The sequence below is a fragment of the Streptomyces sp. NPDC002125 genome (assembly GCF_053593715.1).
Genome location: NZ_JBSFDD010000002.1, coordinates 246,071 through 258,361, shown reverse-complemented (window position 1 = coordinate 258,361; position 12,291 = coordinate 246,071). Strand labels below are relative to the sequence as shown.

The following is a 12,291-nucleotide window of genomic DNA, read 5'->3' as shown; positions in this document are numbered from 1 at the left end:
GGGGAAGGCGGCCCCAGAAGGATTCGGGGCATACGACCACCGTACGGTTGAACGCCCGCCGTCGACCGCATGAACATGGGGAGAGCTACCGGATGCCGCACGCCACCGCCGCGACACCGTCCTCCGGTCACCGGCCCCGCTGGTGGACGGAGCTCCCACTGATCGCGGTGGTGTATGGGCTCTACTCGCTGGGCCGGCTGCTCGTCCGGGAGGACATACCCGCGGCCGTGGAGCACGGGCTCGCGATACTCCGCCTGGAGAAGGCGCTGCACATCAACGCCGAGCACCCCCTCAACCGGCTCCTGACGGCCCACCCCTCGCTGGGGATACCGGCGGACTTCGCGTACGCCTCCCTGCACTACCTGGTCACCCCCGCCGTCCTGGTCTGGATCTTCCGGCGCCGCACCGCCGTCTACCGGGCGGCCCGCACCTGGCTGATGACCTCCACCCTGCTCGGCCTGATCGGCTTCACGCTGATGCCGACCTGCCCGCCCCGGCTGCTGGACGCCCACCACGGCTTCGTCGACACGATGGCCCAGTACAGCGACTACGGCTGGTGGGGCGCCGGCGCGAGCGCCCCGCGCGGACTCAGCGGGATGACCAACCAGTACGCGGCGATGCCGAGCCTGCACGTCGGCTGGGCGGTGTGGTGCGGTGTCCTGCTGTGGCGCCACGGCCGCCACCCGCTCGTTCGCGCGGTGGGCGTCGCCTATCCGCTCTTCACCGTGCTCGTGGTCATGGGCACGGCCAACCACTATTTCCTCGACGCCGTGGCGGGCGCCGCGGTGATGGCCGTGGGCGCCCTCCTGACCAGGCCGTTCATGCGGATCGCGGACCGTGTGAAGGACCGGGCGAGGGCGGTGTTCACGCGGGTTCCCGCGACCGCCGTTCCCATGAGGTCCACGATTGTCAGTGACGGATGCAAGACTTCCACGGGTGAGCGAATCCCCGGCCAGCGGACCCCCTCCGCAGATTCCAGCGACGCGAGCACCGGCTCGGCTGCCGAAGCCAGCGACGACGCTCCGGCAGCGGCTCGCTGAGCTGCGCGGTCCGTCCGTCGCGCCGCATCCGCTCGACGCACGCGCGCTGGCCGCGCTCGCCGCCAACCCGGGGTGCAGGCGCCGCGCCCTGCTCGACGGCGCGGGCGTCGACAAGGCCGTGCTGGCCACCGCGCTCGGCTCCCCCGCCGCGTTCGGCCAGTCGCAGTTCGCGTTCATCCGGGGCAACGCCTTCGAGGCGAAGGTCAAGGCCGACGGCGGCACGGAGCTGCTGCGGCTGCTGGCCGAGCGGCTCGGCGGCGGCGCCGACGCGCCCACCGGGGCCTCGGTGCCCGATCTGACCGCGGCGGGTCCCGAGGGCCGCGCCGCGCGCACGGCCCTCGCGCTGCGCGAGGCCACGGCGGCGGGCGGCTGGGCGCTGCTGGACCACCCGATGCTGGCCCTGGAGGTGGCGGGCTCGCCCGCCTATCTGGAGCCGGACGCCGTGGTGGTGCACCCCGACGGCACCTGGACGGTCGTCGAGATCAAGTCCTTCCCGATGATCGACGGCTCGGCGGACGCGGCGAAGGTCGGTGCGGCGGCCCGCCAGTCCGCGGTCTACGTCCTCGCCCTGGAGCGGATCGCCGCGGTGACCGAGGGAGCCGAGGTCGGCCACAAGGTCCTGCTGGTCTGCCCGAAGGACTTCTCCAACCTCCCGACCGCCTCCGTCGTGGACGTGCGCAAGCAGCGCGCCGTCACCCGCAGGCAGCTGACGCGGCTGACCCGCGTCGAGGACATCGCGGCGTCGCTGCCCGAGGGCACCACCTTCGACCCGGGCTGCTCCCCCGAGGAGCTCGGCACCGCCGTCGACGCGGTCCCCGCGGCGTACGCCCCCGAGTGCCTGGCCGCGTGCGAGCTGGCCTTCCACTGCCGGGCCAAGGCCCGCTCGGAGGGCGCGGTGGAGTCGCTGGGCCGCAGTGTGCGGGGCGAGCTCGGCGGGCTGACGACGGTGGAGGGGGTGCTCGCCGCGGCTGCGGGCAAGGAGGGCGACCCGTCGGACCCGACGGTGGCGGCGCTGCGCAGGGCCGCTGCCCTGCGGGCCGAGGCCCTGGACGGCGTGAGCGGGGTGCGGGCGTGTCTCTGATCAGCACCCTGGCCCGGCTGGAGGCGGTGGACAGCGGGCGGGCCCAGCCGCTGGCGACCGTCCGCCACCGGCATCTGACGGACCGGCCGCTCGTGCTGGTGCCGCTGACCACCGCGGGTGAGGCGGGCGCCCCGCTCGGCGCGCTGGTGGGCACGGACCGGGAGTCGCCCCGGCTGCTGTCGGTGTCCCAGCCGCGCGACCGCGATCTGCGGTTCGCCTTCCTCGCCGAGCTGGCGGAGGCGGTGCTGCCGCACATCGAGTCGTACGCCGATGTCATCGAGCCCGCCGAGCATGGGGGCCCCTCCCGGACGAAGTCTGGGGGAGAGACCGACCCCGAGACCGGCAAGAAGACCAAGGTCGAGGTCGAGCTGTGCACGGACGCGGCCCAGCTGATCGTGCCCAGCCGGGCCGGCATCGACTTCGTACGGCTGCTCGGGCGGTCCATGCGGTTTCGGCGGACCGCGGAGGACGACCCGGACACGCCGTATCCGGCGCCCGCCCGGGTGCCGCTGCTCGGCCGCTGGCTGACGCACTACGGGGAGCGGGCCCGGGTGCCCGGCTCCTCGCTGCTGCTCTCCGCGACCGATCTGCTGAACCGCCACTGGGCGACGGGGCAGAGCAGCCTGGAGGACCAGCATCTCGGCGCGCTGCTCGCGTGGGTGGACCCGCCGGACGGCGAGTCCGGCGCCGAGGCCGCGCTCCGGGCCGAGCTGGAGCGGGACGGTGCCGGTCAGCTGATCTGCCCGCCTGCCGGACCCGCGACGGACCCGGCCTTCGACAACAGGCTGCTGGCGCCGGCGATCGAGCGGTTCGACCGGGCGCGCACGGCGCTGGCCGCCGCGGAGGACGGCCTCGGCTTCGACACCCGGCTCGGAGAACAGGGCATCGCCGAGCGGGAGATCCGAGAGCTGCTCGCGAGGGTGCTCCGGCCCACCTGGGACGCGGTGTGGCGGGGTCTGGACCTGATGCGGGAGCTGCCCGAGGGGACCAGGGCGCAGGACCGCTGGACCAGGGACCGCTGGTCCTTCACCGGCCACCGGGACCGGGTGCGGGCGGGCGAACCCCCGCAGCCGCGCCGGGACGACGCGGTGACGGCGGCGCAGAAGCTCGCCTCGCGGGAGACGGCCCAGGCGCAGCTGGAGGCGCAGGAGGCGCTCGACGATCCGCTGGTGCTGGCGGGGCGCAGGCTGGCCGGCGAGGCGTTCATCGGCGAGGTGGCCGGGGTGGAGATGGCGTACAGCGAGTCGAAGCGGCCGTCGCCGCGCCCGCTGGTCACGGTGCTCACCGCCGAGCGCCCGCATCTCGGTGAGCGGACCAAGGTGTACCGCTCGCTGGACGGCAAGCCGCAGACGGCGGAGTTCGTGGCGTACGCCGACGAGGACCTGGAGGGGGCCGGCACGGTCGGCCTCGTGCTGCGGATCACGGACCGGATGGGGCGGGGCAAGGAGCCCGCTCCCGGTTCGGTGCCCGAGCCGGGCGACCGGATCGCCTGGACGCTGTTCGAGCACGACCAGCGGGGCGGCCCGAAGCTGCCGGACCCGGAGAACACCCCGTGGACCCATGGTGGTCCGCCGGGCGCCGGCGGACATCCCGAGCAGCCCGACGCAGTGACCGCGGAGGACCTTCTGTGACAGCCGTTCTCGACCCGGGTGCCGCGGCGGCGCGGGCGACCGACGCGATCCTCGGCGACACCCTGCGCGGTACGGCGCGCGGCATCGTGGTGGACTCGCCGCCGGGCGCGGGGAAGTCGACGCTGGTGGTGCGCGCCGCGCTGGAACTGGCCGCCGCGGGGCGCCCGCTGATGGTGGTCGCGCAGACCAACGCCCAGGTGGACGACCTGGTGGTGCGGCTCGCGGAGAAGGCTCCCGAGCTGCCGGTCGGCCGGCTGCACAGCAGCGACTCCGATCCGTACGACAAGGTCCTGGACGGCCTGGACAACGTACGGAAGTCGGCGAAGGCGGCGGATCTGGCGGGGCTGGACATCGTCATCTCCACGGCGGCGAAGTGGGCGCACGTGAAGAACGTGGAGCCGTGGGGGCACGCGATCGTCGACGAGGCGTACCAGATGCGTTCGGACGCCCTGCTGGCCGTGGCCGGGCTGTTCGAGCGGGCGCTGTTCGTGGGGGACCCGGGGCAGCTGGACCCGTTCTCGATCGTGGGCGCCGACCAATGGGCGGGCCTGTCGTACGACCCGTCGGCGAGCGCCGTCTCCACACTGCTGGCGCACAACCCGGAGCTTCCGCAGCACCGGCTGCCGGTGTCGTGGCGGCTGCCCGCCTCGGCCGCGCCGCTGGTCTCGGACGCGTTCTACCCGTACACCCCGTTCCGCAGCGGCACGGACCACGGCGACCGCCGGCTGTCCTTCGGTGTGCCGTCGGACGGTTCGGGGCCCGACCGGGTGCTGGACGAGGCCGCGGAGTCCGGCTGGGGGCTGCTGGAGCTCCCGGCCCGGCACACCCCGCGCACGGATCCCGAGGCGGTCCGGGCGGTGGCCCTGGTGGTCCGCAGGCTGCTGGACCGGGGCGGGGCCGCGACGAGCGAGCGCTCCGACGGCCCGGTCCCGGTGACGGCGGACCGGGTCGCGGTCGGCACGGCCCACCGCGACCAGGCCGCGGCGGTGCGCGCGGCGCTGGCGGAGCTGGGTGTGACGGGCGTGGCGGTGGACACGGCGAACCGCCTCCAGGGCCGCGAGTTCGACGTGACCGTGGTCTTGCATCCGCTGTCGGGGCGCCCGGACGCCACGGCCTTCCATCTGGAGACGGGCCGGCTGTGCGTCCTGGCCTCGCGGCACCGGCACGCGTGCGTCGTGGTGTGCCGTGCGGGGGTGGCCGACCTGCTGGACGAGCACCCGTCGACGGAGCCGGTCCAGCTGGGTGTGACGGTGAAGTTCCCCGACGGCTGGGAGGCGAACCACGCGGTTCTGGCCCATCTCTCCGAGCACCGCGTGCATTGGGCACCCTGATCCTGGGCAGCGCTCTTGCGACCCACGCCGGGCTGGACAATGGAAGGTGGCCGTCCGGCCGTAAGACGGAGGAAGGAACACCACATGGCACAACCCGAGCGGGACGAGCGGCAGCGGCTGCGTCCCGCGCCGCTGCTTTTCGAGCCGTCGGAGGCGGCAGCCGATCCGGAGCATTTCTTCGACCTGGAGTCGATGGACGACCCGAAGGAGCTGCTGGCCCGCGCGACGGAGCTGACGCTCGCCTTCCGGGCGGCGACCGACCGGGCCGTGGAGTTCCAGGCGGTGGCCGCGGCGCAGCTCGCCGATCCGCGCCGGTTCGACCGGCTCACACCCGCGGACATAGCGGCGCGTGCGGAGTGGACCGAGGACTACGCCAAGAAGATGATCGAGTTCGGCCGGTCCCTGCTGAGTGACCCCGCGCCCTGAGCACCCGGTCCCGACCGGGTGGCGCCCTGTCCTGAGCACCCGGTCCCGATCGGATCGTGCCCCGTCCCGATCCCGTCCCCGACCGGGCCGGGCGCCTTCCAGGCCTCCTGTTCCCGGTGGCGGCGGCACCTGCTCCCGGTGCCGGCCGCCCGGCCCCGCCGCAAGGGCCGACCGCTCCCTCGCACCGGGCTTTCGTCACTGCGGGTACACCTTTGGCATATGCCGCCGGGCAAGATACCCCTTCACATGCCGTCCTGTCAGGCTTTCGGCAACTCTGGGGAACAGTAGCGTCACGCTTGGTAGACATGACGTCATGACCGCCTGGCTGAATGACGAAACGACCCTGCGAACCGGTGCCGACCCGCGCCACGGTGTCGACATCTTCACTCTGCTGCGGGACCGCGCCGACAACCGGGCGGTCGACGACAGGGCCGCGCAGGTCACCGCACCGGGGGCCGCCTGGCTGGCCGGTGCCTCGCCCTGTCCCCGCAGCACGCTCTCGCAGTGGGTGACCCGCCCCGGCTCCCCCGGCGTGCTGCCATGCGGTTCCTCGTTCGACATCGTGAACGTCCCCGCCCTGTTCGGCAGGCGCATGCTGGAGCGGCTCTGGGCGGAGGGTCCCGGCTCGGGCCCGGTCGCCACGCACCGGGGCCGGATGCTGCTGTTCGCCTCCCCCGGCACCGCCCAGCGGCTGCCGTCCCTGCTGGCCTGGGAGGAGTGGGGCACGGGCTCCGAAGGCTCCCGGACGGCCCAGGGCGCCCTGCCGCCCCTGCTCTGCCACGGCGCGGGGGACGCGGTCACCGTCCCGCCGCTGACCGGGGGCGCGGGCTCCGGCGGCCCCCGCTGGGTGGTCGCACCGGACACCCGCAACCCCTGGCTGCCGGGCCCCGACGTACTGCTCTGGGCCTGTGTGCGGGTGGGCAGGTCGGCGGCCCCGTCGACCACCGGGAATTCGATTTTTCCTCCCGCCGATCCGAGTGCTAATGTCTACGACGTCAGCAGGCGCCGTTAGCTCAGTTGGTTAGAGCAGCTGACTCTTAATCAGCGGGTCCGGGGTTCGAGTCCCTGACGGCGCACCGACGGAAGAAGCCCCCTCGCGGAAGCGAGGGGGCTTCTTCGTGCGCCCGGAGCCGCCCCGTCCGGTCAGGTGCCGGTGGTGATCCTGACCGTCCAGGCCCCCGACCGCGTCCGGTCGGCGACGTCGATACGGATGCGCTCCCCCGGCACGGTGTAGCGCTCGCCCTCGCGGAGCGGGGCGTCCGCGAGGGGCGGATAGACGGACCGGTCCCAGCAGGCGTCGGAGTCGGGGTGGGTGTCCAGGACCTCGACCGGGCCACCGCCGGACGGTGTGGTGTTGCGGATGCGGTAGATCAGCACGCCCTCGGTGCAGGTGGTCCGGTCGTTGCCGACGGCGCTGCGGCCCTCGACGGCCAGCGCGCTGTCGGTCCCGGTCCTGATGACCGCGAGCCGGGTCCCGAGGGAGGCTCCCGGCACCGGCACCTCTGCCATGGGTTCGAGGGTGAGGTCGGCAGCGCCCTGCACGCACACAACCTCCTGGTCCCCCAGCCAGCCGAGCTTCCACTTGTGCCAGCCGAAGAGGTCGGGGGACAGTCCGAACTGGCTGCCCATCACGTCCCAGTCGCCGACGTAGGTGTCCCAGTCGCCCTTGCCGTCCGCCGGGCGGTGGTAGAGGTCGGCCAGGTCGAAGACGTGTCCGGTCTCGTGGGCGAGGACGTTCCGGTCCGGCGGGTGCTCCTCGAAGACCGTGACGACGCGCCTGATGTCCGTACCGTCGGCGCGCAGGGGGCGGTCGAAGTTGACGACCTTGGTGGCGTCGGAGTCGACGCCGGGCGCGTCGGGGTCGGCGACGAGGTAGACGATGTCGTACTCCGAGAAGTCGACCTGGTCGTCGGCGGCGTCGATCGCGTCGCGCAGATAGGCGCTGCGGCGCTCGGAACCCCAGTCGCGCTGTATGCCGTACCAGGTGGAGGGCCGCGGCATGCGGGTCCACTGTCGCTGCGGGTGGGGGCGCAGGGTGAAGGCGCCGTAGGAGGCCCGCTCGAAGAAGTCGGCGGTCGAGGGGAAGTAGTCGGCGGCGAGCACCTCGGGGGGCACGACGGGATCGGAGTCGGGGAACGACAGGAAGACCATGACGGCGTCGAGGCCGCGGTCGGGGCGGGGATAGGCGTCGTTCCAGGTGTCGAGGCCCAGGGAGTGGTGCGCCCCGGTCCTCGGCAGGGCGCACGGTCCCGCGTCGCGCGAGGCCGCCACGGCGGGGCCGGCCACCAGTCCGGTGGCGGCGAGCGCCAGGAGGGAGGTGAGAGCGGCCGCCGCACTGCGCAGACTCGGCCTTCCGACTCCCCCGGGTCCGTGCTGACGCGGCACATCTACCTCCGGGTGGCGAGCGCGGGACATCTCATTCACCCTGTGCCGATTCGGAGGCGTACGCCCTGTTGTGCTGCCCCACACGGGTCAGCGGGTGCACAACTCCCACCCGCCCCGCTCACAGGTAGTCACAACCGATCACCTGAACATCCGAACTAACCAGATCAACACAGAAGCGTTCATGTCTGGGCAAAGGGCATAACGATGTAAAGCGGTGGACAGGCGTGGGCCATGCGCGTGCCACCGGTCCGAAACGATGGACGCGCTGGAACGCCCGGTGCGCCACCCTCTATGCTTCACCTCGCTTTCCTGCGTGGTTCCCGCCTCTGGCACGGCGCTTCGCTCCACGCCCCTGCCCGGCCACACCTGTTCACGACAATCTGCACAGCGGGAGCGAGCGGTGAGCGGAACCTTCGAAGGGCCGACGCACTCGGCGGGCACGGCCCCCGACTCGGGGCCGCCAGAAGTCACGCAAAGTGATCATCAACGATCGGTCCTGGCCGAGCTGCGCGACTACCGCGCCGCGTTCCAGGCCTCCGCGCTCGCGATGGCCGTCGTCGACCACCACGGCAGGATCGTCAGGGCGAACGACGCGCTGGGCGGGATGCTCGGCACCGAGCCCGCCGCCCTGGCCGGGCGGCCCGCCGCCGATCTCGTCGGCCTCACCTCGGACCGCGCCACCTGGCGTGCGTACAGCGAGGTCCTGGACGGCGGCCGGTCCGGGTTGCGGTGCACCCGGAGGCTCAAGCACACCGACGGCCGGCCCCTGTGGGCCGAGGTCACCGCGGCCCCGGTGGCGGTTCCCCCCACCGGCCCCGGCAGGGTGCTGCTGTCCGTCGCCGACGTCAGCGACCGGCGCGAACTGCGGGAGCGGCTGCGCCATCTGCGGATACACGACCCCGTGACCCGGCTGCCCAACCGCACGCTGTTCTTCGAGCGGCTCGCGACCGCCCTGGAGAGCCCGCCCGAGCAGGACGGCGCACCGGGCCGGATCGGGCTCTGCTATCTGGACATCGACGGCTTCAAGGCGGTCAACGACACGCTGGGGCACCGCACCGGCGACCGGCTGCTCGCCGCCGTCGCCGGGCGGCTCACCGACTGCGCCGAGGCCGACGGCCGTCGCACGGGCGGGCATCTGGTGGCGCGCCTCGGGGGCGACGAGTTCGCGATCCTGGTCGAGGGCTCCTCGGGTACGCATCAGCTCACCGATCTCGCCCGCTCGGTGCTCACGGCCCTCCAGCGGCCCTTCGACGTCGCCGGGCACCGGCTGTCGGTCTCCGCCTCGATCGGGGTGGTGGAGCGGTCGTCGACGGGCACGTCGGCCACCGCCCTGATGCAGGCCGCCGACACCACGCTGTACTGGGCGAAGGCCGACGGCAGGGCCCGCTGGACCCTCTTCGACGCCGAGCGCAACGCGCACCGGATGACCAGGCAGGCGCTCTCCTCCACGCTCGGCCCGGCTGTCGAACGCGGTGAGTTCACGCTGGAGTACCAGCCGCTGGTCGGCATGGCCGACGAGGTCGTACGGGGTGTGGAGGCCCTGGTCCGGTGGAATCACCCCCGGTTCGGGCTGCTGGCGCCGAGCCGGTTCGTCCCGATCGCCGAGGAGGACGGCACCATCGTCCAGCTCGGACGGTGGGTGCTGCACACGGCCTGCCGCCAGGCCCGCCGCTGGCAGCTGGAACACCCGGACGAGCCCCCGCTGTTCATCAGCGTCAATGTCGCCGTGCGCCAGGTCTGGGACTCCGACCTCGTCGCCGATGTGGCGGACATCCTCGCCGAGACCGGCCTGGAACCGGGGCTGCTGCAACTGGAGCTGACCGAGTCCGCGGTCATGGGATCGACGGGCCGGCCGCTGCGGGTGCTCCAGGCGCTCAGCGACATGGGCGTCCGGATCGCCATCGACGACTTCGGCACCGGCTATTCCAACCTCGCCTACCTCAGCCGGCTGCCCGTCTCGGTGCTGAAGCTGGACGGCGCCTTCGTGCGGGGCTTCCGCTACGAGGACGGTGCGCACCCCAGCCCCGCCGACGAGACGATCGTCGAGGCCATGGTGCAGTTGGCGCACCGCCTGGGCCTCACGGTCACCGCGGAGTGCGTGGAGACGTCGGGCCAGGCGGAGCGGCTGCGCCGGATCGGCTGTGACACCGGGCAGGGGTGGCTGTACTCACGCGCGGTGGCACCGGAGCGGATCGCCGAACTGATCGGCACCAGGCCCCCGGAGGGCTGAGAGCCCCCCGGGCAGCGGGTGGGTCAGCCGGCGTCGGGCAGCCCGTAGGCGTCCGCGATGAGTTCGTACGACCGCAGGCGCGCCTCGCCGCCGTGCGCGTTGGCCGTGATCATCAGCTCGTCGGCGCCGGTGCGCTTGGCCAGGTCGTCCAGGCCGGCGCGGACCTCGTCCGCCGTGCCGTGGACGATGTCCTTCAGCCAGCCGTCGACGAATTCGCGCTCCATGGGGCTGAAGGTGTGCGCCTCGGCCTCCTCGGGGCTCGGCACCAGGCCCGGGCGCCCGGTGCGCAGCCGCACCATCGACAGGGCGCCGGTCAGCACCTGGCGCCGGGCCTCGCGCTCGTCGTCGGCGGCCAGCGCCGCGACCCCGATCAGGGCGTAGGGCGCGTCCAGCACCGCGGAGGGCTGGAAGGACTCGCGGTAGAGGTCCAGGGCCGGCACGGTGTTGCGGGCCGAGAAGTGGTGGGCGAAGGCGAAGGGCAGGCCGAGGACGCCCGCGAGCCGGGCGCTGAAGCCGGAGGAGCCCAGCAGCCAGATCGGCGGGCGGGACGGCGACTGGACGCCGCCGGGCGAGGTGGCCTGCACGGGTCCGGGGACCGCGTGGATACGGGCGTAGGGGTGCCCGTCGGGGAAGTCGTCGTCCAGGAAACGGGTCAGCTCGGCCAGCTGCTGCGGGAAATCGTCGGCCCCCTCGTTCAGCCGGTCGGTCCGCCGCAGGGCCGCCGCGGTGGCGCCGTCCGTGCCGGGTGCGCGGCCGAGGCCGAGGTCGACGCGGCCGGGGGCCATCGCCTCCAGGGTGCCGAACTGCTCGGCGATCACCAGCGGCGCGTGGTTGGGCAGCATCACGCCGCCCGAGCCCAGCCTGATCCGCTCGGTGTGGGCGGCCAGGTTCGCCAGGATGACGGCGGGCGAGGAGGAGGCAACCCCGGGCATGGAGTGGTGCTCGGCGACCCAGTAGCGGTGGAAGCCGCGCCGCTCCGCGAGCGTGGCGATGTCCACGGCGGTGCGCAGGGCCTGGCTCGCCGTGCGCCCCTGGCCCACGGTCACCAGGTCGAGCACGGAGAGGGGCACGGGGGCCGTTCCGCCTGCGGTGCCGCGAATCTCGTCGCCTCGGTTCTCGTCCACGTGTTCGGCCCTCTCCGGTGCTGCGTCTGCGTATCGGAGGGTGCAAACAGGAGGATGGCTCCGCTTATTCCCCGGGCGGCCGTCCGGGGCCGCACGCCTGGCCGTCCGCTCCGTACGCCTGCGGGACAGCCCGGGAGCCGTTACTCCCTGACCTCGATGCCCCGGGGCTCCGCGGCGCCCAGCGGGGGCTCGCGGGTGGCGAACAGGGTGCCCAGGGTGGGGGCCCAGATGCGGCGGTCGGCCAGCCGGAGGCCCTCCCAGACCGCCACCTGGTTCGCGGTGAGCACGGGCTTCCCGACGAGCTCCTCCAGCTCGGGGACGTGCGCCGCGGTGTGCAGGGCGTTGTCGGGGAGCACCACCACCTCTGCGTCGGGGTGGTCGCCCGCCACGGCCAGCTCCTTCAGGAGCTCCAGGTCCGCGGCTGCCGCGTCGGATGCCTTGATCAGCCCGCCGCCCCGGGTGGCCGTCACCTCGATGCCGCCCGACTCCAGGAATCCGGCGAAGAGCGCGGCGAGATCCTCGGGGTAGCTCGCGGCGACGGCGACCCGGGACGCGCCCAGTTCGCGTACCGCGTGCACGAAGGCGAAGGAGGCGCTGGAGGCGGGGAGCCCGGCGGCCCTGGCCAGGGACGCGATCTGCTCGTGGCCGCCGTCCCAGCCGAAGGCGAAGCTGCCGCCCGTGGAGGCCCAGACCAGCGACTCGGCGCCGGCCATGCGCAGTTCCTCGACACCGGCGGCCAGCCGTTCGGGGGCGCCCGCCGCTCGGAGTGCCTCGACGGTGCGGGAGTCCTCGTCGGCCTCGGTGTGGAACAGCGGCACTCGGATGTCGCTGTCGAGCATGACCTCGATCCGCGGAAAGTCGTCCTCCGCGGCCTGGCCAGGGTAGAGAAGTCCTACGGTCGTCATGTCCATCCTTCCCGTACGTCCGGATGTCCTGCTGCCGCTCGTGTCACCGCTGCCCCTGCCTGGGACAAGTATTCCCCTTTTGGCCGCATACCGTCTCCCGCAACAGCTCCGACCTGCGGTTTCCTCCACGGCATCACG

Annotated in this window: 10 protein-coding genes and 1 tRNA gene; 8 read left to right on the top strand and 3 right to left on the bottom strand. The window is 73.3% G+C overall.

Annotation, left to right across the window (positions count from 1 at the left end; translation table 11 throughout):
• Positions 1-92: 92 nt before the first annotated feature.
• From ACWCQM_RS04305 to ACWCQM_RS04275, 7 genes are all read left to right on the top strand, one after another.
• On the top strand, positions 93-1,040 hold the full coding sequence (locus ACWCQM_RS04305) for a phosphatase PAP2 family protein (RefSeq protein ID WP_450913824.1): 948 nt from the start codon (positions 93-95) through the stop codon (positions 1,038-1,040).
• Entirely contained in the window at positions 937-2,121 is a 1,185-nt protein-coding gene (locus tag ACWCQM_RS04300) for a hypothetical protein (protein ID WP_450913823.1), read from the top strand. Before ACWCQM_RS04305 ends, ACWCQM_RS04300 begins: the two co-directional genes overlap by 104 nt.
• Complete coding sequence (locus tag ACWCQM_RS04295) at positions 2,112-3,752, top strand: hypothetical protein (protein WP_450913822.1); 1,641 nt, start codon at positions 2,112-2,114, stop codon at positions 3,750-3,752. Before ACWCQM_RS04300 ends, ACWCQM_RS04295 begins: the two co-directional genes overlap by 10 nt.
• Complete coding sequence (locus tag ACWCQM_RS04290) at positions 3,749-5,083, top strand: AAA domain-containing protein (protein ID WP_450913821.1); 1,335 nt, start codon at positions 3,749-3,751, stop codon at positions 5,081-5,083. The genes ACWCQM_RS04295 and ACWCQM_RS04290 overlap by 4 nt, the downstream gene beginning before the upstream one ends.
• A gap of 84 nt (positions 5,084-5,167) precedes the next feature.
• Entirely contained in the window at positions 5,168-5,509 is a 342-nt protein-coding gene (locus ACWCQM_RS04285) for a hypothetical protein (protein ID WP_450913820.1), read from the top strand.
• Between the two features lie 313 nt (positions 5,510-5,822).
• Positions 5,823-6,521 (top strand): hypothetical protein, encoded by a 699-nt coding sequence (locus ACWCQM_RS04280; protein ID WP_450913819.1) that lies wholly within the window; start codon positions 5,823-5,825, stop codon positions 6,519-6,521.
• A tRNA-Lys gene (locus tag ACWCQM_RS04275) sits at positions 6,512-6,585 on the top strand. Before ACWCQM_RS04280 ends, ACWCQM_RS04275 begins: the two co-directional genes overlap by 10 nt.
• A 67-nt stretch (positions 6,586-6,652) precedes the next feature.
• Here the strand turns inward: ACWCQM_RS04275 and ACWCQM_RS04270 are convergent.
• Complete coding sequence (locus ACWCQM_RS04270; RefSeq protein ID WP_450913818.1) at positions 6,653-7,894, bottom strand: M6 family metalloprotease domain-containing protein; 1,242 nt, start codon at positions 7,892-7,894, stop codon at positions 6,653-6,655.
• Between the two features lie 400 nt (positions 7,895-8,294).
• Between ACWCQM_RS04270 and ACWCQM_RS04265 the strand changes: the two genes are divergently transcribed.
• Positions 8,295-10,124 carry a putative bifunctional diguanylate cyclase/phosphodiesterase gene (locus ACWCQM_RS04265; protein ID WP_450913817.1) on the top strand — a complete coding sequence of 610 codons (1,830 nt, stop codon included), beginning with the start codon at positions 8,295-8,297 and terminating at the stop codon, positions 10,122-10,124.
• A 23-nt stretch (positions 10,125-10,147) separates the two neighbouring features.
• On the opposite strand, the gene ACWCQM_RS04260 is transcribed toward ACWCQM_RS04265, so the two are convergent.
• Together ACWCQM_RS04260 and ACWCQM_RS04255 are read right to left on the bottom strand one after the other, a co-directional pair.
• Complete coding sequence (locus ACWCQM_RS04260; RefSeq protein WP_450913816.1) at positions 10,148-11,248, bottom strand: LLM class flavin-dependent oxidoreductase; 1,101 nt, start codon at positions 11,246-11,248, stop codon at positions 10,148-10,150.
• Between the two features lie 140 nt (positions 11,249-11,388).
• Entirely contained in the window at positions 11,389-12,153 is a 765-nt protein-coding gene (locus ACWCQM_RS04255) for a maleate cis-trans isomerase family protein (RefSeq protein ID WP_450913815.1), read from the bottom strand.
• Between the last annotated feature and the right edge of the window lie 138 nt (positions 12,154-12,291).